The 21,914-nt window shown below is 65.9% G+C and carries 26 protein-coding genes; 7 read left to right on the top strand and 19 right to left on the bottom strand.

Annotation, left to right across the window (positions count from 1 at the left end):
• Window positions 1–278: 278 nt before the first annotated feature.
• Complete coding sequence (locus tag F8S09_RS16085) at window positions 279–1,130, bottom strand: hypothetical protein (protein WP_152872480.1); 852 nt, start codon at window positions 1,128–1,130, stop codon at window positions 279–281.
• A gap of 72 nt (window positions 1,131–1,202) precedes the next feature.
• Between F8S09_RS16085 and F8S09_RS16080 the strand changes: the two genes are divergently transcribed.
• Together F8S09_RS16080 and F8S09_RS16075 are read left to right on the top strand one after the other, a co-directional pair.
• Window positions 1,203–1,463, top strand: a complete 261-nt coding sequence (locus F8S09_RS16080; protein ID WP_322618877.1) for a helix-turn-helix domain-containing protein — start codon at window positions 1,203–1,205, stop codon at window positions 1,461–1,463.
• A 174-nt stretch (window positions 1,464–1,637) separates the two neighbouring features.
• On the top strand, window positions 1,638–2,075 hold the full coding sequence (locus F8S09_RS16075; RefSeq protein ID WP_152872479.1) for an endonuclease domain-containing protein: 438 nt from the start codon (window positions 1,638–1,640) through the stop codon (window positions 2,073–2,075).
• A 315-nt stretch (window positions 2,076–2,390) separates the two neighbouring features.
• On the opposite strand, the gene F8S09_RS16070 is transcribed toward F8S09_RS16075, so the two are convergent.
• Window positions 2,391–2,642, bottom strand: a complete 252-nt coding sequence (locus tag F8S09_RS16070) for a transposase (RefSeq protein ID WP_152872478.1) — start codon at window positions 2,640–2,642, stop codon at window positions 2,391–2,393.
• Window positions 2,643–2,972: 330 nt separating this feature from the next.
• Between F8S09_RS16070 and F8S09_RS16065 the strand changes: the two genes are divergently transcribed.
• From F8S09_RS16065 to F8S09_RS16050, 4 genes are all read left to right on the top strand, one after another.
• Window positions 2,973–3,362 carry a universal stress protein gene (locus F8S09_RS16065; protein ID WP_152872477.1) on the top strand — a complete coding sequence of 130 codons (390 nt, stop codon included), beginning with the start codon at window positions 2,973–2,975 and terminating at the stop codon, window positions 3,360–3,362.
• Window positions 3,363–3,442: 80 nt separating this feature from the next.
• The gene (locus tag F8S09_RS16060) at window positions 3,443–3,706 is read left to right on the top strand and encodes a hypothetical protein (RefSeq protein ID WP_152872476.1); all 264 of its coding nucleotides are present in this window, start codon (window positions 3,443–3,445) and stop codon (window positions 3,704–3,706) included.
• Between the two features lie 186 nt (window positions 3,707–3,892).
• Window positions 3,893–4,507 carry a hypothetical protein gene (locus F8S09_RS16055; protein ID WP_152872475.1) on the top strand — a complete coding sequence of 205 codons (615 nt, stop codon included), beginning with the start codon at window positions 3,893–3,895 and terminating at the stop codon, window positions 4,505–4,507.
• Between the two features lie 309 nt (window positions 4,508–4,816).
• Window positions 4,817–6,385: a choice-of-anchor I family protein gene (locus F8S09_RS16050; protein ID WP_152872474.1), complete on the top strand. Its 1,569-nt coding sequence runs from the start codon at window positions 4,817–4,819 to the stop codon at window positions 6,383–6,385.
• A gap of 85 nt (window positions 6,386–6,470) precedes the next feature.
• On the opposite strand, the gene F8S09_RS16045 is transcribed toward F8S09_RS16050, so the two are convergent.
• The 6 genes from F8S09_RS16045 to F8S09_RS16020 form a co-directional block, all read right to left on the bottom strand.
• Window positions 6,471–7,193, bottom strand: coding sequence for a metallophosphoesterase family protein (locus tag F8S09_RS16045; protein ID WP_152872473.1), 723 nt, complete (start codon window positions 7,191–7,193; stop codon window positions 6,471–6,473).
• Window positions 7,190–7,609: an arsenate reductase ArsC gene (locus F8S09_RS16040; protein ID WP_227978748.1), complete on the bottom strand. Its 420-nt coding sequence runs from the start codon at window positions 7,607–7,609 to the stop codon at window positions 7,190–7,192. The genes F8S09_RS16045 and F8S09_RS16040 overlap by 4 nt, the downstream gene beginning before the upstream one ends.
• Before the next feature lie 14 nt (window positions 7,610–7,623).
• A complete protein-coding gene (locus tag F8S09_RS16035) occupies window positions 7,624–8,922 on the bottom strand; it encodes an arsenic transporter (protein WP_152872472.1) in 1,299 nt (432 codons plus the stop codon).
• A 5-nt stretch (window positions 8,923–8,927) separates the two neighbouring features.
• A complete protein-coding gene (locus tag F8S09_RS16030) occupies window positions 8,928–9,389 on the bottom strand; it encodes an arsenate reductase ArsC (RefSeq protein WP_152872471.1) in 462 nt (153 codons plus the stop codon).
• A 9-nt stretch (window positions 9,390–9,398) separates the two neighbouring features.
• A complete protein-coding gene (locus F8S09_RS16025) occupies window positions 9,399–9,725 on the bottom strand; it encodes an ArsR/SmtB family transcription factor (RefSeq protein WP_152872470.1) in 327 nt (108 codons plus the stop codon).
• 231 nt (window positions 9,726–9,956) lie between these two features.
• Window positions 9,957–10,580: a hypothetical protein gene (locus tag F8S09_RS16020; RefSeq protein ID WP_152872469.1), complete on the bottom strand. Its 624-nt coding sequence runs from the start codon at window positions 10,578–10,580 to the stop codon at window positions 9,957–9,959.
• Between the two features lie 93 nt (window positions 10,581–10,673).
• Between F8S09_RS16020 and F8S09_RS16015 the strand changes: the two genes are divergently transcribed.
• Window positions 10,674–11,090 (top strand): hypothetical protein, encoded by a 417-nt coding sequence (locus tag F8S09_RS16015; RefSeq protein WP_152872468.1) that lies wholly within the window; start codon window positions 10,674–10,676, stop codon window positions 11,088–11,090.
• 619 nt (window positions 11,091–11,709) lie between these two features.
• Here F8S09_RS16015 and F8S09_RS16010 read toward each other — a convergent pair.
• From F8S09_RS16010 to F8S09_RS17785, 11 genes are all read right to left on the bottom strand, one after another.
• Window positions 11,710–12,699, bottom strand: a complete 990-nt coding sequence (locus F8S09_RS16010; protein WP_194165405.1) for a phosphotransferase enzyme family protein — start codon at window positions 12,697–12,699, stop codon at window positions 11,710–11,712.
• A gap of 205 nt (window positions 12,700–12,904) precedes the next feature.
• Window positions 12,905–13,921 carry an excalibur calcium-binding domain-containing protein gene (locus F8S09_RS16005; protein WP_322618876.1) on the bottom strand — a complete coding sequence of 339 codons (1,017 nt, stop codon included), beginning with the start codon at window positions 13,919–13,921 and terminating at the stop codon, window positions 12,905–12,907.
• Window positions 13,918–14,229, bottom strand: coding sequence for a DUF3006 domain-containing protein (locus F8S09_RS16000; protein WP_227978747.1), 312 nt, complete (start codon window positions 14,227–14,229; stop codon window positions 13,918–13,920). The genes F8S09_RS16005 and F8S09_RS16000 overlap by 4 nt, the downstream gene beginning before the upstream one ends.
• A 22-nt stretch (window positions 14,230–14,251) precedes the next feature.
• On the bottom strand, window positions 14,252–14,488 hold the full coding sequence (locus F8S09_RS15995; protein ID WP_322618875.1) for a hypothetical protein: 237 nt from the start codon (window positions 14,486–14,488) through the stop codon (window positions 14,252–14,254).
• An 8-nt stretch (window positions 14,489–14,496) separates the two neighbouring features.
• Entirely contained in the window at window positions 14,497–14,949 is a 453-nt protein-coding gene (locus tag F8S09_RS15990; RefSeq protein WP_152872466.1) for a hypothetical protein, read from the bottom strand.
• A gap of 96 nt (window positions 14,950–15,045) precedes the next feature.
• On the bottom strand, window positions 15,046–16,146 hold the full coding sequence (locus F8S09_RS15985; protein WP_456318710.1) for an IS4 family transposase: 1,101 nt from the start codon (window positions 16,144–16,146) through the stop codon (window positions 15,046–15,048).
• A gap of 251 nt (window positions 16,147–16,397) precedes the next feature.
• A complete protein-coding gene (locus tag F8S09_RS15975) occupies window positions 16,398–17,414 on the bottom strand; it encodes a phosphotransferase enzyme family protein (protein WP_194165404.1) in 1,017 nt (338 codons plus the stop codon).
• Between the two features lie 142 nt (window positions 17,415–17,556).
• Complete coding sequence (locus F8S09_RS15970) at window positions 17,557–18,801, bottom strand: DUF790 family protein (protein ID WP_152872464.1); 1,245 nt, start codon at window positions 18,799–18,801, stop codon at window positions 17,557–17,559.
• Window positions 18,788–20,191, bottom strand: coding sequence for a DEAD/DEAH box helicase family protein (locus F8S09_RS15965; RefSeq protein WP_152872463.1), 1,404 nt, complete (start codon window positions 20,189–20,191; stop codon window positions 18,788–18,790). The genes F8S09_RS15970 and F8S09_RS15965 overlap by 14 nt, the downstream gene beginning before the upstream one ends.
• Window positions 20,192–20,525: 334 nt before the next feature.
• The gene (locus F8S09_RS15960; protein ID WP_322618873.1) at window positions 20,526–21,602 is read right to left on the bottom strand and encodes an LLM class flavin-dependent oxidoreductase; all 1,077 of its coding nucleotides are present in this window, start codon (window positions 21,600–21,602) and stop codon (window positions 20,526–20,528) included.
• Between the two features lie 48 nt (window positions 21,603–21,650).
• Window positions 21,651–21,821: a hypothetical protein gene (locus F8S09_RS17785; protein ID WP_194165403.1), complete on the bottom strand. Its 171-nt coding sequence runs from the start codon at window positions 21,819–21,821 to the stop codon at window positions 21,651–21,653.
• Window positions 21,822–21,914: the final 93 nt, after the last annotated feature.

The following is a 21,914-nucleotide window of genomic DNA, read 5'->3' as shown; positions in this document are numbered from 1 at the left end:
GCCAGGACGATCTGCTCCTTGGTGTCCGTCGGCCAGTTTTTCCGTTGCTTCCCCATACTTTCCCTCCAGTGTGCCCGACCCTCGCAAGGGGGCGGGTGATTTTGGAAGGATTTCCTGGAGCATTACCCCTCGACCGTAATGGTCTCTTGGTTGCTGATGGCAATGAGGTCGATGCCGTGGTCCGGGATCACATGAATGCTCACACCTTTCATAGCGGCCTCCTTCTTCCAGGGTAGGGCTCAAGAGGGAAAGGGAGTCCCATCATGGCGTCGCCCTCCTCACTGGATTCCCTGACGCTCCAGCAGGACGCGCAAGTTGGCTGCGGCGATGACCGCATCGACGTCCTGCTCATGCCGCCACCGTCGGACGAGCTGCGCGGCCGCGTACGCGAGCGCTCCCCGCTGTCGCTCGGTGGGCTGCGGCACACGACACATCGACTCGACCACCGTCATGAGTTGCTCCCGTTCCCGCTGCGACGTCGGCCGCCTCATCCAGGCACTGGAACTTCCAAGTTGGAGGCCTGGTGCCCCCCCGTGCCCTTCGGCGAGTTCCTCCAGGTGGTAGGGCAAGTCCACGTCCGCATGCGCCGCCGCCACGACATCCCGGTACAACGATTGCTGCTCCGATCGGGCGACCAGAGCCACCCGGTAAGCCCGGTAGACCAACTGCTGCGCGACGGAGAGGGGACGGACACGGCTCAGGTCGGCCTTGAACTCCATGGGCTCACTGGTCAGGGTCGACAGCAGGTACGTCAGGGTGTGGAGCTGGATCAGCGCCTGGGACGGCGCTGAGGTGGCGGTCGCGGTCAGGTCTCCCAGCTCCGCTCGGAGCCGGTCAGGGGTGACCAGGTAGGGCTGGAGTCCAGTGACACGGACCACGTGTGTGGCGGCGATCTGGCGGGCCTCTTGGTTCGTCAGACCTGTTCCCTGGCCACCTGGCTGGCCCGCGGCCAGCTCCTCCCCATACCCCCGCAAGGCCCGCAGGACTTCTTCCAGATTGGGTGGAGGCGATGGGTCTTCCCTAAAGCCACGGTGGTTGTCGAGGTCGTGGATGATGCCGAGCAATTGCAGGGTGATCCAGGGGAGAGGACCTTCAATGGGTGGGGTGCCGGGGAACTCGGGGGAGGCCATACCCACAACCTACTCAAAAATAATACTCATCGTCTATGGAAATCAGATCTGAAGTTGCGGGTGAGTGGGGGGGTGACTCCGCATCCCCTGCGTCTTCGGTTCGCTCAGAATGTTCGTGCTCTTCGCAAGGCCCGTGGGCTGACCCAGGAGGTCCTGGCAGAGCTGAGCGGGCTGCACTTCACCTACATCGGAGGCATCGAGCGGGGGGAGCGCAATCTGGGCATCGACAACATCGGCCGCATTGCCGATGCCTTCGGACTGGACGCGGCAGAGCTGCTGAGGCCGGAATCAGAGACCCTGGTTGACTCCGGCAGTGGTCCCCGGAAGAGTTAAAGAGCGGCTCGTGATGGAACCCAGGCGGTGGGGGTGGATGCTCGAAGGCCCGGTCTTCTGCCCTCAACAGCGAAGAGCGTCGCCGTCGTTTCCCTGCGGCTGGCCCCTTGAGGAATCTCTGGAACCTCCTTCCCCCTGTGCGGAAACAAGCCCCTTCTCCGGGTAGTCTCAGGCATGACCCCCAAGGTGACGCGCACCTGCGCCCGCTGCGGCCAAGCCTTCGCCCTTTCCCGTGCTCGGGTCGGCAGCCCGTACGCCTCCTTCTGCTCGAACGAGTGCATCACCGCTCACAAGGTGCAGCTGGCCCACCTGCGGTCGAGCGACCTGGAACGTCTGTTCGGTGACCACCTGCGGGAAGCCGGTCTGGCTTTTGTCGCGCAGTACCCCCTGGGGCCCTACGTGGTCGACCTGGCGTTTCCACAGGTCCGCCTACTGGTCGAGGTCGATGGCGAGGCCTACCATTCTTCACCCCAGGCACAGGCACGTGACGACCGCAAAGAGCAACTGGCTGCCGCAGAGGGGTGGCGCTTCCTGCGAATCCCTCAGTTCGTGATCGAGCGGCACCCGCAGGAAGCCGTTCGCACCGTGGTCGAGGCGTACCTCTCCAGCTGACAGATCTCGCTGGAGTGGGTTCGAGAGCCAATTCTTCAGCTTGGCCACGCTGTTGCATTTGCGACCGAAGAGAGAACGGGAATCGGTATGAGGTGAACCGCAGCCTGCGTGCACTAGCGTTGGCACTAACGGCTCTCTCCGCCGGTGCTCAGGCTGGAGAGGTGAACCTGTGGGGCCTGCTGGGAAACGGAACCTCTGCCCTGTCCAGGGGAAACGTCGCCTACCAGCTGCGTGATCCGGCTGGAAATACGGCGGCCGTTGCTCTGAGCTTCGCCGAGATGACGGGCGGCGCCAGCCTGCAGCCCTCTCTAGGGGTCAAAAGTGGCGAGGAAGTCGGGAAACGCGTGTGCAGGCGACGATCCGCAGGAGACGAGCGTTCTCCTTCTCCAAGCGACGAAGCCGTTTGGCTTCGTCGGGGGTAGTGTCGCCGTACTTCTTCTTCCAGGTGTAGTAGGACGCGGTGCTGCATCCCAGGTCGCGGCAAAGCTCCTCGACAGGCTTGTCGCCCTTTTTGGCGTCCTGGAGCAGCTTGATGATCTGGTCTTCGGAGAACTGACGGGTTTTCATAGAGGTCGCCTCACTTTCCAGCCTATGGCTGGGGGCGAGCCTGAGTCTCTAGTCCTGACCGTCCAGTTTTCGGGGGGCACTCCACATGCCCGGGCCTGGACGCCCGGCAGGTAGGGCTTCCCCTCATTGCGGCCACCTTGCAGGCAGGCGACACAACGGCGACGGAAGCCAGTCTGACGGTGAACGGGCAGAGCGTTCCGGTCTGTGCCTATGGGAGCACCCAGTACGTCAACATGACGGATGCCCCAGGAGATTACGTCGGTGGCCCCGTCAGTGCTCAGGACAAGGGACGCTCCATCCTCAGATCGGCTGGTGCTGTCTTCCTGATTCCTGTTCTCGCCCTCAGCCTGGCAGGCCCTGGAGACCGCGCGGGTCCGGTTCCCGGGTGCGGTGCGGACGCTGCTGTACGTTCAGCCTCAACGCCTGGCCCCTCCCCCGGCCCTGGAGCTGCTGGGGTCCGGAGCAAGGCTGGGTGGGAACGCGCAGGCACTCACAGAGCTGGAAGACCAGTTGCAGGAGCGTGAAACCTTCGCTCTGGCTCTGGGGGACCCGGTGAACGAAATCCTGAACGCTGCACGGGAAAAGGACGTGGAGTTGATTGTGATGGGCACGCACGCCCGGCAGGGGCTGTCCCATTTCATCCTGGGCTCGGTGGCAGAGGCGGTGGTTCGGAGGTCGCCCGTACCGGTCCTGACCGTCCGGGCCTCCGACCAGGCCTGACGGACCTCCTGCCCCTGGCCTTCATCCCCACTTGAGCTGAAGGGCAGACTGCCCTGACATTCCAGAAGCAGGCTGAGGCCATGGCCCCTGATGACCGCCCCCTGCCCCCTGGTCCCCTGCTCAGCGTCCACCCTGACCATGAGGCGACCGACCCGGCCCCGGCGGAGCAGGGGCCGGCCCCCACCGACGCAGCGAACCGTCCAGCACCCCCCGCGCCTGTTCCAAGCGGGGAAGGGCTGGATGCCGAGGAAGTCGAAGCCCTGGTGGGTTCCGGAGCCGAGGTGGTCGAGACCAACCGGCACCTCGCGCGGACGGAAGGCCTCGAACCAGACACCGAGAGCTGAGTCCACCGCCGTTGATTCCCAGATCAACCGAGCGAAGAAGGACGCCGGACCTCACGTTCCAACTTTTCGGAAGGCACCGAAAAGTTTCCACTCCCGGTCCGGCGTCCTGAGGCCCAGATTGGCCTGACTCCTGGGAGAAAAGAAAGACTGATGAAGCGCTGATCTTCCTCCCCTACTGTCCCCATTGTGTCACAGTTCACCTTCCCCGCTGTCGGCCGTCGTCTCTTGATCGGCGCCCTGCTGCCCCTGTCTGGGCTTGCCCATGCTGTCGGCATCCAGGGGGAGATTCGCAACCTCTCGGTCGGCCAGGGAAAGCGCGCCCTGGTCCTGCTCACGAACCTGGCCCAGGGACGGATCGTGGGAATGGGCAACTTGCAGGGCAACTTCTTCAGCCTCAGCATTCCCGATGGGTTCCGGCCTCCTGTGCGTCCTGCGGGCCTGTGTCCCGGCGTCCGCAGCACTCCCAGCGAGCCCCGGACCTACGTCGCGGAGCAGTTGATGGTTTTTCAGCCCGCCCGGAATGCGGTGACCCTGCTGGCCCAGGCGGATCATCCCCATGACCCCACCCGGCGGTCCCAGTGGATGTACAGCGACCGCGTCGCGACCATTCGTGGCCGCTGCACCGGCCTGAACACCCACTACGACCTCACGCTCCGGGCGGGCTGGAACGCCGTGATGACCGTCAGCGAGTCCGGGCGCTTTCTCGTGCGAAACGCCACCCCCGGCCTGCCGTACTGGACAGCCAGCAAGAGCCTGACGCCAGCCCGGACCCTCTTTCCGGGCATCTTCGACGGCAACTGAGCCGCGGGTCCACCTGCCCCCGGTCACTGCTGACCGGGGGCTTTGCATGGGCGCCAGACGAAAGGGAGCCTTTCGGCTCCCTGGCTGATGCAGGCGTCCGGAGTTGCACCGGACCTCCACTGGTTCCTGCTCGTGCGTCCCGGTACAGGCGAGGCGGGACGCGTCCTCCATCGGGCGGCAGCGTGTGCGGCCCACCCGAACCCTGCCGCGGCTTCGTCAGGAGACCGTCGGCTCCTTCCCGGCCGTGGGCAGGGTGACCTCGCCGAAGCAGCTGACCGGGACGTGAAGATTGGCCCCTACGGTGTGTCCATGAAGCGAGCGATGGCGGCGATCCTGAGTGTGGGCCTGTTGAGCGGATGCGGGCTGGTGACGGACCCGGCTCCGCTGGTCACCACCCTCGATTTCCGGGCCTTCAACGGCCAGGAGGCCGCGCTGCGGGCACAGGGCATCCGGGTCTTCGGTCCGGGGGCGAGCGCCAGCCAGGACCTCGAACCCGAGTCCATCGCCGTCTCCCCGGATGGCCGCCATGCCTGGGTCACCCTCCAGGAAAACAACGCCCTGGTCCGGCTCGACCTCAGGACACTGAAGGTCACGGGGCTGGTGCCGCTGGGATTCAAGGATCACTCTGCGGCGGACGCGGGCCTGGACCCCAGTGACAAAGACGGCGTGAACATCCGCCCCGTGCCGGTTCGGGGCCTGTACCAGCCCGATGCGGTGGCCGCCTTCGACGTGGGGGGCCAGACCTACCTGATCACCGCCAACGAGGGGGATGCCCGGGACTACGACGGCTACAAAGAGGAGGTGACAGTGGGCAAGCTCAAGCTCGATCCGGCCGCATTTCCCAACGCGGCCGAGCTGCAAGCGGACACGGCGCTGGGCCGCCTGACCGTCACCCGCACGCTGGGCGACACCGATGGCGATGGGGACCACGACGCCCTGTACGCCTTCGGCGGCCGTTCGGTCAGCATCCTCGACGCGCAGGGTACGCGGCTGTACGACAGCGGCGACCTGATCGAGCAGGAGACGGCCCGCCGCCTGCCGGGGCACTTCAACGCCAACAGTGACAGCACTGCGCCCGACAACCGCAGCGACAACAAGGGGCCTGAACCCGAGGGCGTCACGGTCGGGAAGGTGGGGGGGCGGACCTTCGCCTTCGTGGGCCTGGAGCGGGTGGGCGGCGTTCTGGTGCTGGACGTGAGCGTCCCCACAGCCCCCACGGTGGCGGAGTACCTCAACACCCGCGACTTCACGCGCGACCCCAGGACCGACCCGCTGGCGGGCGACCTGGCCCCCGAGGGACTGGTATTCGTGCCCGCCTCACAGAGCCCGGATGGGCAGCCCCTGCTGATCGTCGCCAACGAGGGCAGCAACACGACCACGCTCTACCGCGTGGGGCCAGAGGGAGCGCTGAGCGTGCGGGGCCGTTACCGCGCTCCCGGGGCCGTGGGAGCGGGCGCCGCCGAGATCCCCGCCTACGACCCGCAGAGTCGGCGCGTCTTCGTGGTCAACGGGGCTGCCGCAGCCCTGGACATCCTCGACGTGGCCGATCCTACCCGGCCCACCCTGGTGAAATCGGTGCCCCTGGCCCCCTACGGCGGACAGGGCAACAGTGTGGCCGTGCAGGGCGGCGTGGTGGCGGTGGCGGTCCAGAACGACGCGGACCGTCAGGCCAGTGGCCGGGTGGTGTTCCTGAACGTGGACGGGACCGAGCGAGCGCGTCCGGTGGAGGTGGGCGCCCTCCCCGACATGCTGACCTTCACCCCGGACGGGTCGCGGCTGCTCGTCGCCAACGAGGGGGAGCCCAGTGTGGACTACACCCGTGACCCCGAGGGGAGCGTCAGCGTGATCGAGGTGCGTCAGGCCCTTGCGCGGCGGTAGGACACCTGATGCGGCGGGGCAACGTGCTGAACTTCGCCGCCCAGGGAGCTCCAGGCTCAGCGGGGACCGGCGGCCCCCGCCAACATCAGTGCTTTCTCGACTGGCCCGTGCGGAGCTGCGCGGCTTCCTTTTCTCCCTTGTGCGCGTGCTCTTCGGCCCACCTGGCGGCCGCCTCCACGTCGTAGGGCACCCGCCGGAAGGTGACGTTCCATCCCTGCCCTTCGCCCTCCAGCAGAACCCAGCGGGCCAGTGGCGAGCCGTCCTTCTGGCGACTGACCGCACCGGCGTTCACCACGGTCAGGTCCCCGAGCTGCCGGACATGTTCCAGGTGCGAGTGCCCCACGATCACCATCCGCGCGGCGCCTGTGTCCCCCAGCCGCTCCCGGACGAGGTCGTCGCTGGCCCAGGCCTTGCCGTCGCGCAGCAGGTACTCCCAGGCACTGTCTGGTGTGCCGTGGGCGGCCATCACTGCGCCGTCTGCTAAGGTCACACGGGTCGGTAGGCTTGCCACGGCGGCGCCCGCACCTTCCGGCAGCACGGCATGCAGCCACGCCAGCATCTCCCGCTTCTGGGTCGTCGCGGTCAGAGGGTGGCCCAGGCGCTCGTCGGTGTTTCCCCGCACCTCCAACACCCCGTATCCGGATTTGAGCTGCTGTTGCAATTGCCAGGCGCCGGCCGGATCTGCTCCGCCGAACACCTGGTCCCCAAGGTTCACCCAGGCGTCCGGTGCGTGCCGCTCGATGTCCTGCGCGACCGCCTCCAGCGCGAAGCGGTTCCCGTGCACGTCACCGAACACCGCGATTCTCATGCGCCCACCTGCACCCACGACTGTACTTTCGCTTCAATCTCCTCGCGCACCTGCCGGAAGACGGCGAGGCGTTCCTCCTCGCTGCCCTGGGCGGCGGCCGGATCCGGGAAGGCCCAGGAGAGCCGGTAAGAGGCGTGCGGGAAAATGGGGCAGTTCTGCTCTGCCCGGTCGCAAACGGTGATGACGTAGGTGAAATGCTCTCCCAGCAAAGGACGCACGCCCTTGGCCTGAAGATGGCCCGTGGGCAGGCCCCGTTCCTCCAGCACCTGCCGGGTGAGCGGATTGACCTCGCCCGGCTCCAGCCCCGCGGACATGACCCGGAAGCGCTCCGCGCCGTGGTGTTCGAGCAGGACCTGGGCCATCTGGGAGCGGGCGGTGTTGCCGGTGCAGATGAACAGAACCGATGGGACATTCATGCCTTCCTCCTTCATCACGAGAGCCGCAGGGCGAGGGCGGCCAGGGTAACCAGCAGGACAGGGAGGGTCAGGACGAGGCCGACCTTGAAGTACTGGCCCCACCCGATCCGCACCCCTTTGCTGGCCAGCACGTGCAGCCACAACAGCGTGGCGAGGCTGCCGATGGGCGTGATCTTCGGGCCGAGGTCGTTGCCCACGACGTTCGCGTAGATCATGCCTTGTTTAACGGCTCCGGTCGCCTGGCTCGCGTCGATGGCTAGCGCTCCAATCAGCACACTGGGCATGTTGTTCATCACGCTGGCCAGAAAGGCCATCAGGAAGCCGGTGCCCAGGGTGGCGGTCCACAGGCCCCCGGCAGCGAGGCGGTCAAGCACTCCGGCCAGCAGGTCGGTTAACCCCGCGTTGCGCAGGCCGTACACGACCAGGTACATCCCCAGCGAGAAGACCACAATCTGCCAGGGGGCGCCCTTGAGAACATTCCGGGTGCTTACGACGTGCCCACGGGCGGCAACGAACCACAGCAGCACCGCACCCAGCACGGCGACCGCGCTCACCGGAATCCCCAGGGGACCAGCCGCGAAATACCCGACCAGCAACACCCCCAGGACCACCCAGCCGACCTTGAACACCTTCGGATCCCGGACGGCGCTGCCCGGCGATTCCAGCGTGCCCGGGTCGTAGCGACCCGGCAGGTCCCGCCGGAACATCAGGTACAGCATGCCGAGACTGGCCAGGACCGCCGCGATGTTGACCGGGACCATCACCGAGGCGTACTCCCCGAAGCCCAGGTTGAAGTAGTCGGCGCTGACGATATTCACGAGGTTGCTGATCACCAGCGGCAGGCTGGCGCTATCTGCGATAAAGCCCGTGGCGAGGATGAACGCCAAGGTGGCCGCTGGCCGGAAACCCAGAGCTGTCAACATCGCGAGCACGATGGGCGTGAGAATCAGCGCGGTACCGTCGTTGGCGAACAGGGCGCTGACAGCCGCCCCCAGCAGGATCACCAGCGGGAACAACAGCCGTCCACGTCCGCCTCCCCAGCGGGCGACATGCAACGCGGCCCACTTGAAAAAGCCCGCCTCGTCGAGAATCAGGCTGATGATAATCAGGGCGACGAAGGTGATGGTCGCGTTCCAGACGATGTCCCAGACGACCGGGATGTCGGAGACGCTGACCACGCCTGTCAGGAGGGCCAACCCTGCCCCGAGGGACGCACTCCACCCGATGCCCAGGCCTCCAGGCTGCCACTTCAGCTTGGGTTGCCAGATGACCAGGACGAGGGTCAGCAGGAAAATCAGAACAGCGAGCAGCATCAGGCTTACTGGGCGTTCACGGCGGGATTGTCGTCGTAGCTCGCGGGCACGGGCTGCCCGTCCCCCAGGGCCTGCACGAAGGCGCCGAACTGCCCTTCAAGCTGGTCACGGACCTCTCGCCAGCGGTCCAAGCTCCCGCCCGAGGGATCGACAAAGGGGTAATGCAAGCGGTGCGTCTTGCCTGGATAGGCCGGGCAGGCTTCAGCAGCGGAGTCGCAGACCGTGATCACATAATCGAAGTTCTGCCAGTCCGGCACGTCCCAGAGCGTCTTGCTGGTCTGTCCGTCGAGGTTCAGGCCGATCTCAGCCATGACGGTCTTGGCGTCATCCTTGACCCGGGTGGCCTCGGTTCCGGCGGACTGCACTTCGAGGTCAAGTCCGAGGCGCTGGGCAGCGGCCCGGGTTAGGGCTTCGGCCATCTGGGAGCGGGCGGAATTGTGGGTGCAGAGAATCAGGACACGGAGCATACTCGCAACCTAACACACCGGCCCAGATTGATAGGTCAGGGGTAGTTCAGCGAGGTAGATGTCGCGCAGCAGCTCGCCACCCAGCAGGTACAGCGGCTCCGGCAACAGGCGGTAGAAGCTGTTTTTACCGCGTTGTTCCCCGACAATCAGGCCAGCGTCGCGCAGAGCCGCCAAGTGATAGGAGACCTTGCTTTGCGGCAGATTCAGCGCGGCCTCCAGGTCGCAGACGCAGCGCTCGCCCCGCGCCAGGATCCGGACGATCTCATAGCGGATGTTGTTCGCCAGCGCCTTGAGGACAGTCAGGGTCTGTGGTTCAGGGGAAGCCGCGGCAGTCATCAACTGGATTCTATCACTCGGCGTAGCGAAATCGCGTTGGCCGACTGCATGCTGCATCCGTTCGCAAGCTTTGTTCCGGGAGCTGAGGCAGTGGGGCTGGCCACCGTTGACTGGTCCCAAATCCCTGATGCCTGCCCGTACACCCTACGGCCGTTGATCCGGTGACCGACGAAAGAGTCCTGCTTCTGACCTCAGGCTCGGGTATACCCGCTGACACCCTTATCCTGACTCTCAGGCGTCGCCGCTGTCCTCGCGGGCGTGCTCCAGTCCAGGGACGTTCGTGGTGTCGGCCAGGAAGATGCCCAGCAGGAACGGCACCTCGCCCGCGCGGCCCGCGTACCGATCGTGCAACGCGCGCAGTTCCCCCTGCAGTTCGCGTGCGTCGCCCGGCGAGAGGTGCAGCAGGTGCCACCCGCTCACCATCACCGGCGCCGCCTCGCCCAGGTCGGTCCACAGGACGCCGTCTTCCCGCATGATCCGGAAGAACACGTCGCCGCTGGGCGCATGGGCCGTGACGAAGCCCCACCCATGCTGGTCGAACGGTGCGCGCTGGAACGTCCGCCCAATCGCTGTCTCGAACAGCTCGAGGTGCTGCGCGCGGTTGTGCCGACCGACCGTCTCGGGCGGCACCAGCGAGAACGGCACGAAAAAAGTGTCCGAGGTTGCGCGGTACAGTCGCACCGCGCGGCCCGCTCGCGGTCGGCTGTCCTGCACGGTAAGCAGTCCGGCACGCTCGAGGCGCCGGACGCGCTTGAAGAGCCATTCGGTTGTCACACCGAGCGTGCGGGCGGCGTCGGCTATGCCCCGCGCCTCGGGCGTGAACACATCGAGCAGCCGCAGCCACGCGCGGTCCATAAGCAATCGCGCCTGGAGGGCGCTGTCGACGCGGTAAGGCCTACTTTCTGGGACGTCTTGCACAGCAAGTTGAGGATACGGCAAGGTGCCTGCATGCCCCAGGATGCTGCCGGACGCTGGCTCTTGACTGCGAGTGCCGCGCTGCTGTTCACGCTCGGTCTGCCTCTGCTGTTCGCGGCCGGCCTAACCGCCGCCTGGCTCGGCGCGCCCTCCGTGGCCGGTGAGGCGCTGGCACAACTCGCCGCGAGTGGGCTGCTGGGCCTGGGCGTCATCAACTGGTGGGGGCGCGGCAACCCCATCGGCGGGATCTACGGGCGACCGCTGGGCCTGGGGAACTTGCTGTGCCTCATGTCGGCCGCGGCGTCGCTGGGCCGGGTAACGCTGGTAGGGGAGCTTCCCGGCGTGGCGTGGGTGGTGGTGCTGGTCTTGACGGGACTGACGCTGGCCTTCGCCTGGCGGATGGTCCTGTGGCGGCCCCGAAGGCTACCCGGGCAGATTCCTGGCCTGTGAAGCTGCAAAGAGGAGACGTTCGTCCAATTGGGGTATACCCCAACCTGACGTCAAGCACAGGGTGGGAAAGGCGTCAGGATAGGGCCGAGTTTGAGATTTTCTGACACCACCTGCTGAGGGTCTTGGACCCTAACCTGACAGGACCATCGCACGGGCAGCAGCGGACACCTGACAGGTGTCCGCGTCCTCGCACCACCTCCCGACTCTGCGTCACCGTGGTTGAGCGACCTTCTCCTTCCCGTCACCGGACCCCTCAGCCATTCGGCGCAGACCAGGTGTGCAAGTGAGCGGATGTGCGGTTGGGCCTCCCCGCGCACGATAGGGACAGCCGATGAGCGAAGGTGCCCACCGGCAAAGGAGAGGGACGTGAGGGACTTTGATTCTTCGAGTGACCGCGCTGAACACCTCCGTGCTGAGGCTCAGCACTGCCGGGACATCCGGGCGACCTGCACAGAAGCTACCGGGAGCTCACTGACAACGCTGCTGAAACTGATCTTTTGGAGTTAAACGACAAGCGCGCACTGTGTAGGGGCGTAGGAGTGTACCCTACAGCCTCCACAGCCGCGTGCGAACGGGACTAGACCCGTCACGGGCTCCCAAGACGCCTTGCTCGGCCCGCTTAGGACGGCTGTTCTGGAGACGGTGGGCTCCCGGCGTCCAGCCATCCCCGCACCTGGGTCCGAATCCGGTCGAGCCCCTTCTCGGGGATGGTGGGTGGACCCCACGCCCCGGTGTAGAGCATCGTGAGGAAATCCCCCGGATCCCACAGCTCCCGGACCTGGGCCAGCAGCGGCAGGGCGGCCTCTTCTTCTTCGCTGAAGGGACGGACCGAGCGGTACGCCTCCAGCAAGGCCGCCCACGGTCCATCCGGGAGACTCATCCTCAAGACCGCCAGGTCGTAGGCTCGCCACCCCTGTGCCCCGTGATCGAAGTCGAACACTGTGCAGCGGTCATGTTCCACCCGCAGGTTTCCGGTATGCAGGTCCCCGTGAATGAACCCGAAGGCTCCCTGGGTACGGGGAAGGTGACGGAGGCCAGCCTTCAAGGTTTCCCCGTAGGTCTCCAGACCGTCCGCGTCGGCCCCCAGGGCACGGCGCAGGGCAGCAATGGGGCGGTCCACGAGAAATTCTTCGTCCAGGGTGTAGCGGTCCCGACCCAGGTGCCGCTCATCGGCGAGCTGATGAATACGGGCCAGGGTCATCCCCAGGTTCCTGGCGGCGGCCTCGGTGAAGTCCCGCCCACGCCGCTCCTCACCTGGGGCATAGGTAAAGAGGGCCAGAGGACGGGACCCGCCCTCGACCTCCAGCCTGGTGAGGAGGTTGCCCCTCCGGTCGGGCACCGGGGCACTGACCGGGAGGCCTTCCAAAGCCAGGACGTTCAGCGCTTCGACCTCGGCCTGAAAGTCGCTCAGGCTCCGGATGTAGGGCTTGTCCGGCAGGTAGACACGCAGAATGTAGCGGGACGCACCAGCCGTGACCTCGTAGTGGTCGTTGAAGCCGCGGCGCAACCAGGTCAGACCCACCGGCCCAGGCAGGTCATAGGCGGTGAGCACCTCTTCCAACTGCCCGAGCGGCACCGCTGGAGGAACGGCCTCGGGGGACAGGCTCACCGGTACTCCAGCAGAGGCAGGGACATGGTCCACTGTACCCTGACCCTCCTTCACGCCAGCATTCCGCCGTGAGGACAGAACCTAAGGCCCGTTCCAGCTGGTCGAACTTGGCACGGAACGCGCCGCCATGAAGCTCTATACCGTCGCGGAGCTTCCCAGAGCGACGAACAAGCAAAGAAACGTCGTCTTGAGCGGCAGTGCTGTTCTACTCGCAGCCCACCCCGTCGCCATCCCGGTCCAGGTGCCGCCCGTACCCTGGCTGTCCGACCCGCACCGGGGCCGCTCCCGCCGCACGGGCGGCCGCACAGTTCGGGTAATACACGCTCGACGGTGGGGGCGTGACGGGCGTAGGAGCCGGTTGGGGTCTGGGCGTCGGCGTTGCCGCTGGTGCAGGCTTCACGCCCCCCTGCCGCTCGGTCGTGATGGCGTACTTGCCCCCCGGTTGCACCGTGACCGTGACCGTCCCCTGCTGATCCGTGCGGAACACGTTTGCCCCCACCTTCCGGTACAGGTTCAGCGCCGCCCCCGTCGGGTGACCGTAGTTGTTCGGCCCCACGCCGATCACCACGTTGCGGGGGCGCACCGCCGCCAGCCACGCCGCGCTGTCCCCATTGGCGGCCCCGTGGTGGATGCTCTTGTACACGTCGATGGGACCCAGGAAGCTCGCCGGGTACCGCTTGAGCCACCCCGCTGTTTCCGCGGTCTCGCTATCGCCCGTCAGCAGCGCCCGGAAGGAGCCGTACTGCACGAGCAGTCCTACTGAATTGACGTTCTGCTCTCCCCTGGGCATCCCCGGAGGAGGCGCGAGCACGGTGAGCTTCACGCTGCCCAGGTTGATGACCTGCTGGTCTCTGGCGACCAAACCCTGCGTCCCGGCCTTCTGGGTGGCGGTGATCAGCTTGTTCCACGTCTGCGTCGTCGCAGCGATGCCGTTGTTCAGGAAGAACTTCGGCTTGTAGAGCGTCACCGCCGGAATCAGCCCAGTGATGTGGTCGGCGTCCCCGTGGCTGGCGGCCACGAGGTCGAGGCCCTGTACGCCGTATTGCCGCAGCAGCGTCTGCATCCGGGCCTCACTGCGGCCCCCGTCGTAGAGAACGCTCTTGCCCTCGGGCGAGGTGATGAGGACCGCGTCCCCCTGGCCTACATCGAGGAAACGAATGGTCAGGGGGGCCGCCTGCGCGGTGCCCAGGGCCAGAACCGTCAGCGCGAGCAGCCCCCTCACAGGTCGATCTCCCCACCAGGGGTCGCCTGATTCAGGGCGTCGAGCTGCGCCTGGGCTTCACCACGCCGCCGCGCGGTCTCCGCGTGGTCAATCTCGATCTCGAGGTCGCCATGCTCGACGTGCAGCCGGACGACGTCCCCCTCCCGGACCCCGCGCGGCAGGCTGGCGAGATCCCAATCGGCGGTGGTGCCGTCGGGGAGCTCGACGCGGGCGACCGTTCCCTCGATACCGTCCACCACGAGGTGCATCGGCCCGGCGAGGGTCGGCGGAGCGTCTTCACGCGGGGGAGTGGGATGCTCTCGGTCCATACCGCAAAGTAGCGCGATCGGCTCAGGGATACAGCTCAAACCCGTTGGCCTGGAGTGCCTGCTCCAGCGCCCGCTTGGCCAGTTGCAGCTCGGCCGAGCCGTTCGCCTCGAAGTACACCTTGATAGGCCGCCCTGGGCGCGAACGCGCGACATCCCAGGTCACTTCGGAAAGTGCTTCTTGCGACCGCATCTGCTGGAGGGCCGCTTTGACCGCTTTCTCGGGGATGCCCGCGTGGATAGCCATGTCGTCTTTGATCACACGGCAACCTAACGCAGCCCGAACACCGTCAAACAGGCGCTCGCCACGGTGCTGTAGGTCCCCGCCACCCTGGGACGGTCCTGCATCTCCAGCAGGTAGGTATAGCGGGGGGTCGCGTCTGCCGTGTACTGGCGGCTGAGCCACTGACCATCCTGCCAGGGAAAAGGCACCTGAAAGCCCGCATTGGTGTAGTCCAGCATCACCCTCTCGTTGTTGGCGGCGCTCGGCGTCCGGAAGCTGAACGTTTTGATGTACTTGAACTTGGACGCCGCTTTCTTGGGATACGCGATGCTGGCCTGCGCCGCAGCACGTTCCTTACAGAAGGCGCTTTCCTCGAGCGTCCAGTTGCGCTTGACCGCCAAGCTGTTGACCAGGGTGGCCGGGGTGTGGGCGTTGGTTACAGGTATGGCCGGGGTCGCGAGGGCAACCGATCCCAGCACAGGCAGAAGTAAGAAGCGCATGGCCAGAGGCTATCTGGATGAGACCCGCGCCGGGACTGCAGATGCGCGCCCCTGGTTTAAGACCAATCGGAATCGGTGCTTCTGGTCCACGCCGCCTCAGTACCTGACAGGTTGTGTTTTTCGCCGTTCAGGAGTGGGAAAAGGGGATTTAAGCAGTGCGAAGTGCGTATAGAACGTGGTTTTCCCCCAGCGTAAAGCGGCACAGAGCAGTTCGCGTCCGTAGCTCGCCCGGCTGATCGCCGGGCGAGCATGTTTCTTGGTGGGAATGGGCTGTTGCTCGGCTCGCCATTCCCCAATCCGAACCATCCACGCCAATGCCAAGCTGAGCAGGCCGAAGAGTCGTGAAAGACGGTCAGGTTGGGTCATGTGCGTCTGTTCGAGATTCAGGCCCCGGGTCTTCATTGCGGAGAAGGTGCATTCGATGTTCCACCTGAGTCGGTATGTCGTCAGGGTGTTCCAGACAGACAGGTCGGAGGCGACCAGGACACGCTCTCCCCGCGGGGAGAGCGTTGCCACAACCTGCATCGGGCTGCCATAGATCCAGACCTGCTCGAACACGCTGCGCACTTCCCCAGGCTTCAAGTCCTCGAAGGCGTTGCGTGCAGGTTCATCGTCCAGCAGCGTGTTTTGCCGAATCCGGATGCACCGCTTGATCTTGCGATCTCGCAGGAAGCTGAACCATTCCTGCCCGATAAACTCTCGGTCGGCAATCAGCACAGCCCAGCGCCGGGCAGGAAGGCGTTTCAGGAGCAAGCCCACCAGCAGCATGCGGCCCCGCATGTCACTGTTGCCGCCATGCGGCAACACCTTCCAGGTGAGCGGCAGCACCACTCCACCGAGAGAGACCCCCAACACCAGCAGATTGAAGTCGTGTGAGCCGAACTTCCAGTTTGTCCGGTCCATCACGAAAGTCAGCTTGCCTGAAGGCAGGAGGGGAAGCAGGACGTCGCAGACGTCCTGCGGCGTGAGATTCGTTTCGTGAAAGGTCCGCGCGACCATCCGGGTGATCGACGCTGGCGTCGCTTCGCGGTCGATGTGCAGTGCGATCTTGCGGTGGAGGGTGGACTCGGCCTGAAGAATCCCGAACAGAACTTCGGCCACGCGGCGCAGGGTATCGCGGCGGTGGTGAGCGAGACGCTCTTTCAGGTACTCAGCGAGCGTGTCAACATGTGAACGGGCGGCACTGGGACGGATCACACCCCCTTTTGCCGCCCTTTGCCATTCCCTTTTGCGTCCTGGACGCCATTTCCCTCAACCTGTCAGGTACTGAGCCACGCCGCAATGGAGCGCGAACGAGGGCGTCCATGAAGGCCACCTTGCGCCCTGGGGGAGCTGAAGGGCAGCACCAGCCCACCTGCTCAACCGCGGAGGGACACCAGTGCATTCCTGCCGCACCGCACGCCCACGGCCACTGTTGGGGCCACTGGTCTGACGTTGGAGTTCCAGGCTCAGGTGGAATGGAGCTGGGGAACGCGCAGCCTCGTCTCCTCCAGAAATGCCAGGTAGGGCACGTCATTCAGGATGTTGTGCCGGTAGGTTGCCAGGGTCGCCCGTTGCGTCTCCGAGAGCTGCGCGAGGTCCCACTTGCCGTGCAGCAGCAGGTACAGGTCCACCTCGCGCAGCTTGAGCAGCGCCGGGACCAGGGCGAGGTCCGCGTCGTCCAATGCCCGGACCTCCCGGTAGCCTGCCAGCAGGTGCGTCCACAGGCGACGCCCCAGCGTTTCCCGGTCGTCCGCGCCCCACACGCCGTAGTACAGGGCCATCGCCAGGTCGTTGACGTAGAAGTTGTGCCCGCAGTCGTCGAAGTCAAACAGCGTGAGCTGTTCGCCCTGGATCAGGAAGTTGCCCGGGTGCGCGTCGTTGTGGATCAACCCGAACCTCCCCGGGTGGGTGGGCTGCGCACTGAGGGTCTCGACGAGCGCGTCGAAGCGGGTCAGGATGCCCGCATCCAGGGACACAGGCAGGGCGGCAGCCAGGGCATGGCGGTCGCGGATGTAGGGATCATCCTGCCAGGTGGGGCGTCCGCCTGGGTCGTCCGGGTGGTACGTGACCGTGTGGTCGTGGATCTCGGCCAGCAGGCGCCCCCAAGCGCGAATCTGGCCCGGGGTCAATTCGGCGGGCCGGGCGCGTTCCCCCTCGGCACGCACGAAGACCGCCGAGACATACGATCCATTCGCGCCGTCCGGCCAGGTGGCCAACAGCTCACCGTCGGGGCCGGGAACCGGAACGGCGACGCTGACGCCGCGGTCGGCGAGGAAGGTCAGCCAGTGCAGTTCGGCCTTCACCTGCCGCTCGCTGCGGTGGCTGCTGTGCACCAGGCGCAGCACCCGGCCACCCTCCGGCGTGGGGAAGGCAAAGACATGATTCTCGAAGCTGCCCAGGTCGCTCAGCTGCTCGCGGGTCTGGCCGTAGTGGGCGGCGATGACCGCCATCAGCTCGGGTGTGGGGAGAGGGTTACCCATCATGTCCGGCAGCGTAGGGGATGGGCACCGGGGCGGCATCGGCCAAATGCTGGAGGCCGAGTGAGAGGGGACGCTCACTCCAGTCGGCCGCATCGGGCGCAGGGCCATAGGGAGGCGGGGCTCCGTCCGCCCTCCGCAAGGCGGATCAAGGCCGAGGCAGCTCTGCCGTCAGCCGCTCCGCGACCGCCAGCACCTCTTTCGGATTCAGCACGCCCTTAAACCACACCAGCCGCTCGTCGAAGTCCGAGGGGTCCACCCCCGCCCGCTCCAGGTTGAGTCGCTCGGAGACACACACGATCACGTCCTGCCTGCCCGACTTCCGCAGCAGATCGAACTTCTTCCGCAGGTACTCCGGGCGCCAGTACCCCACGATTTCTACCAGCACGCTGCGGCCGTCCGTGTGGGCGAGGCGGAAGTCGGGCAGGATCACGCCCCCCGGCACAGGCACCAGGTCCACCTCCCGCTCCAGCTTCCACGCGGTCTCCAGCTTGACGAAGCGCTCGGAAAAGCCCGACTCCAGGGCGCTGTCGTGCTCCTTTGGCTCGGGGTAGTGGCTGACGTACCCGTCCTCGCTCGTCAGCCCGAACTGCCATTCCTCGTCCTTCGGGTCCACCCAGGCCAGGTCCCGCCGGGGCTTGAGGGTCGCGGTCAGGTCCCATTTCGTGACGTGCAGCAGTGCGGGCAGGAACTTCGACAGCGCCAGTCCATAGCGGGTCGTGCCCCCGAAGAGGGAGGTCGGACCGTCCAGGGTCAGGGTGAAGCCGTGGACCGGATCACCCTCCACCGTCAGCATCAGGCCGAAGAAACGGGTGTATTTCAGCAGTTGCTTGTACCGGGCGGGCTCGTTGGGCCGGGCCGTCAGAATCAGGCTGTAGGCGCGGTAGAGCACCCCCTGGGCCTGGGCGAGGTCCCAGCGCTCAATCAGGGCCTGCGGCTCGGGCGGATCGAAGGCCGTTAATGTCTGCTGGTCCGGCAGATCAGCGTACAGGGCAGCGGCCACGTCCTCAGCAGAGAGGGGACACTCATTGGAGAGTGACCGGGCAGCCTGCTCCAGCACCAGGTCACGCCGCAGTCGGCTGGGCGGGTGGGCCTGCGCCAGCTCGAAGACCTTTTTCCGCACCAGGGACGGTTCCGCGTGTCCCCCCGTCTCAAAGGTGCTCGACCCGTTGCTCAGCAGATGCGCCATCCCTCGCAGCACCTTGAAGTCCGGCCGCCCGGCTGCCAGCACTCTCAGGTCCTCGTCAAGGTCGGCCCGTCGCTTCCCCAGGTTGGCCTCGAAGGTGCGGATCAGGGTCTGGGCGAGCTGGAGGTTGCCCGGTGTGGGCTTGAGGCGCTTCGGCTCCACCACGCCGCCCCGGACCCTGAACATCAGGAGTTCAGTGGGGAGCATTCAGGTCCTCCCAGACGGGCGTTTCTGCCCGCACGCCCGGCTGCCACTGGCCCCGGCGCTGCTGGCTGACGCGCTCCTCGGAGGTGCCCTCGGTGATGACCTCGTACAGCACCGCCTGTTTGCCATCCGACTTCCGCAGGATGCGCCCCAGCCGCTGCACGTACTCGCGCTCGGTGGCCGTGCCCGACAGCACCACCGCCACACTCGCCTCCGGCACATCGATGCCCTCGTTCAGCACCCGGCTGGTCGCCAGGATGCGGTAAGTACCGTCCCGGAAGCGCTCCAGCAGCTTGTGCCGCTCCTTCACGGGCGTCTGGTGCGTGATGGTCGGGACCAGAAACTCATGGCTGATCCGGTAGACCGCCGCGTTATCGTTCGTAAAGATCAGGGTCCGCTCCTGCGGGTGGTTGGCGAAAATCTCCTCCAGCACGCGCAGCTTGCCCTCGGTGCCATAGGCCAGGGACTTCGCTTCCAGGTGCGCGAGCATGGCCGCTCGGCCCTGGGCACTCCCGCTCGACATCACGAACTTCTGCCAGCCTTCGAGGCTGCCCAGCCGGATGCCGGAGCGCCGCAGGAAGTCGGTGCGGAGTCGGATGCACTCGTCGTAACGCTCCTGTTCCAGGAGGCTGAGCCGCACCCGGATGATGACTTCGCGGTACTCGGACAGGCTGTCCCCTGCCAGCTCCTCCGGCGCGACCGAGTACACGACCGGGCCGATCAGGCCGCCCAGGTCCGCTTCCCGCCCGTCGCTGCGCTTCAGGGTGGCCGACAGGCCGAGGCGGTAGGGGGCCAGACCCATCTCTGCGATTACCCGCATGAACGGGGACGGCAGGTGATGGCACTCGTCGAAAATCTGGAGGGCATATCGCCCGGCCAGGTCCTCGGCGTGGATTGCGGCCGAGTCGTAGGTGCTCACCAGGATGGGCGTGTCGTCCTTGCTGCCGCCGCCCAGCAGGCCCACCTGGGCGTCGGGAAACGCGGCCAGCAGCCCGGCGTACCACTGGTGCATCAGGTCGAGGGTGGGTACGCAGATCAGGGCGCTGCGGGGGGTATCCCGCAGGGCGAGCTGCGCGACCAGCGTTTTTCCGGCCCCGGTTGGCAGGACCACCACACCCCGGCGCCCTGCCCGCTTCCAGGCGTTCAGGGCGCCCTGTTGGTGACGGTAGGGCTCAATGTCGCGGGCGTAGCCCAAGTCGAGTTTGAGGAAGCCCGCCGCCTCGTCCCGGACCTTGACCCCCGCCTGGCCCAGCGTTTCCATGACCTCTCGGTAGACCTGCCCCGGAGCGCGGTAAGACTGGCTGCGGGCGTCCCAGGTAAACAGGTGCGAGACCACCTCCGGCACCTCGTACATGACGAGGGTGCCCCGGTCGAGTCGCAAGGTGACGGCCATAGGGCTGCATCCTAGCGGGCTGAGATGCCAGGAACTCCCACCAGAGCGACGGTGCTGGCAGGGCTGGAGAGAAAAGGGAGAGGGAGTCTGTTGACTCTCTCGTGCCTGAAGGTGCGGGTGACAGGACTCGAACCAGTCTGGGGGCGAACGACCCGCTCGCACGCCCGTTTTGTGGAAGGTGGGTGTTTCCCTTCGTCTTGCCCCCGAAAGACTCAAGGAGGAGAGACCTGAGGGTCGCCACACCTGGGGGCGGCTCAATCTGCTGCTTGATCTGCAATCAGACTGGCACCGGAAACAGGGACAGGGTCACAGGGCTTTCCATCTCCACACCTCTTCAGGAAGCTGCTTTGGGTGCGAGAAGTTCCAGGGTGCGGTGCTTGTGCTCTTCTCCGACAGCCAGGTTCACAAGAATGAGTTCATCGGCCTGGACCTCCTCGACCAGAGCCTCCAGGCCGGAGATCACGTCGGCCTGGGTTCCAGCTATCGTCCTGTCGAGCATCGTCAGGACCTGCCGCGCCTGGGGCATGTGGCGCACGGCCGCAAGTTCTTCCTGACTCAGGGTGTGCTGGCGCCCCAGAATCCCCTGAAGCCATTCATCTTCGGCCTGTCTGCGCTGCTCACGGGCGGTCTCCACGTCGTCGGCAGCGATCACGTTGACGGCAGCCATGAAGTGCGGCTTTGCGTCTGGGCCAGCCAGCGGGCCAGATGACTCAAAGGTTTCCCGGTAGATGCGGGCCGCCTGGTTCAGGGCCTGGGGCGCGAAGTGCGAAGCAAAGGCGTAGGGCAGGCCGAGCTGAGCGGCCAGTTGAGCCCCGAACAGCGACGATCCGAGGATAAAGAGAGGAACGTTGGTTCCCCTCCCTGGGTACGCATGAACGCCAGGAATGTGGGTGTGACCGCTCAGGAAGCCGTGCAGCTCAACCACATCTGAGGGGAAACGGTCCGACTCGCGCCCATCTCGGCGCAGGGCCCGCATGGTGTCCATGTCTGTTCCGGGCGCACGCCCGAGGCCCAGGTCAATGCGGCCAGGGAACAAGGTCTCCAGCGTGCCGTACTGCTCTGCGATCACCAGGGGTGAATGATTGGGCAGCATGACCCCGCCCGCCCCGACGCGAAGATTCGTCGTCTGAGCGGCCACATGTTGAATGATCAGGGCTGTCGCTGCCGAAGCGACGGCGCGCATGTTGTGGTGCTCTGCAAACCACAGGCGGTGGTAACCGAGTTGGTCGGCGGTGCGGGCGAGCCGGACGCTCCGGGCGAGGCCTTCCGCGGCAGGTTCATTGGGCTGGACGCGTGCCAGATCCAGAAGTGAGAGTGGAACGGAGACAGGCATGGTGGGGTTCTCCTGAGGAGGGTTCGCTTTTGAGGGGGAAGAGGTCTGTGGATTTCGAGTGATGAACAGCGAAGTCACTCCCAGTTGAGTATCGTGCCCAAGGGACACATCTACTGACACCCCCATTCAGGGCTTGAGTGAAACGGCCTCAGGTGGCGCGGAGACGAGAAACAATGGAGTGGAGGTGCGAGTGTGCCCCAGTTCCTCCTGCACCTTCTCGATGCGCCGCCCGGTATGCATCAGGGCGATGGCGTAGTCGGGCAGCCCGGCCCGCTCTCCGGCGCGGTGCCTGGCCACTACACCCGTGCGAACTGAACCGGCTCTCCAACGTTCTGACCAGTCAGGTGACTGGAGGTGCAGCGTGCTTCAAGCCAGTGCCGTGAGCACTTC

It is taken from the genome of Deinococcus terrestris (assembly GCF_009377345.1).
Taxonomy (GTDB): Bacteria; Deinococcota; Deinococci; order Deinococcales; family Deinococcaceae; genus Deinococcus; species Deinococcus terrestris.
The sequence above is the reverse complement of the archived record's forward strand: the minus strand, read 5'-3'. Positions and strand labels throughout refer to the sequence as shown.

What these genes read in the sequence shown, in the direction of transcription:
- F8S09_RS16045 (WP_152872473.1), bottom strand. Translation starts at nt 7,193, where the DNA reads ATGAGAATCGCGGTGTTCGGTGACGTGCACGGGAACCGCTTCGCGCTG.
- F8S09_RS16085 (WP_152872480.1), bottom strand. Translation starts at nt 1,130, where the DNA reads ATGGCCTCCCCCGAGTTCCCCGGCACCCCACCCATTGAAGGTCCTCTC.
- F8S09_RS16060 (WP_152872476.1), top strand. Translation starts at nt 3,443, where the DNA reads ATGGCCCCTGATGACCGCCCCCTGCCCCCTGGTCCCCTGCTCAGCGTC.
- F8S09_RS16025 (WP_152872470.1), bottom strand. Translation starts at nt 9,725, where the DNA reads ATGACTGCCGCGGCTTCCCCTGAACCACAGACCCTGACTGTCCTCAAG.
- F8S09_RS16015 (WP_152872468.1), top strand. Translation starts at nt 10,674, where the DNA reads ATGCCCCAGGATGCTGCCGGACGCTGGCTCTTGACTGCGAGTGCCGCG.
- F8S09_RS16050 (WP_152872474.1), top strand. Translation starts at nt 4,817, where the DNA reads ATGAAGCGAGCGATGGCGGCGATCCTGAGTGTGGGCCTGTTGAGCGGA.
- F8S09_RS16035 (WP_152872472.1), bottom strand. Translation starts at nt 8,922, where the DNA reads ATGCTGCTCGCTGTTCTGATTTTCCTGCTGACCCTCGTCCTGGTCATC.
- F8S09_RS16030 (WP_152872471.1), bottom strand. Translation starts at nt 9,389, where the DNA reads ATGCTCCGTGTCCTGATTCTCTGCACCCACAATTCCGCCCGCTCCCAG.
- F8S09_RS15975 (WP_194165404.1), bottom strand. Translation starts at nt 17,414, where the DNA reads ATGATGGGTAACCCTCTCCCCACACCCGAGCTGATGGCGGTCATCGCC.
- F8S09_RS15965 (WP_152872463.1), bottom strand. Translation starts at nt 20,191, where the DNA reads ATGGCCGTCACCTTGCGACTCGACCGGGGCACCCTCGTCATGTACGAG.
- F8S09_RS16020 (WP_152872469.1), bottom strand. Translation starts at nt 10,580, where the DNA reads ATGGACCGCGCGTGGCTGCGGCTGCTCGATGTGTTCACGCCCGAGGCG.
- F8S09_RS15990 (WP_152872466.1), bottom strand. Translation starts at nt 14,949, where the DNA reads ATGCGCTTCTTACTTCTGCCTGTGCTGGGATCGGTTGCCCTCGCGACC.
- F8S09_RS16040 (WP_227978748.1), bottom strand. Translation starts at nt 7,609, where the DNA reads ATGAATGTCCCATCGGTTCTGTTCATCTGCACCGGCAACACCGCCCGC.
- F8S09_RS16000 (WP_227978747.1), bottom strand. Translation starts at nt 14,229, where the DNA reads ATGGACCGAGAGCATCCCACTCCCCCGCGTGAAGACGCTCCGCCGACC.
- F8S09_RS16070 (WP_152872478.1), bottom strand. Translation starts at nt 2,642, where the DNA reads ATGAAAACCCGTCAGTTCTCCGAAGACCAGATCATCAAGCTGCTCCAG.
- F8S09_RS16075 (WP_152872479.1), top strand. Translation starts at nt 1,638, where the DNA reads ATGACCCCCAAGGTGACGCGCACCTGCGCCCGCTGCGGCCAAGCCTTC.
- F8S09_RS15970 (WP_152872464.1), bottom strand. Translation starts at nt 18,801, where the DNA reads ATGCTCCCCACTGAACTCCTGATGTTCAGGGTCCGGGGCGGCGTGGTG.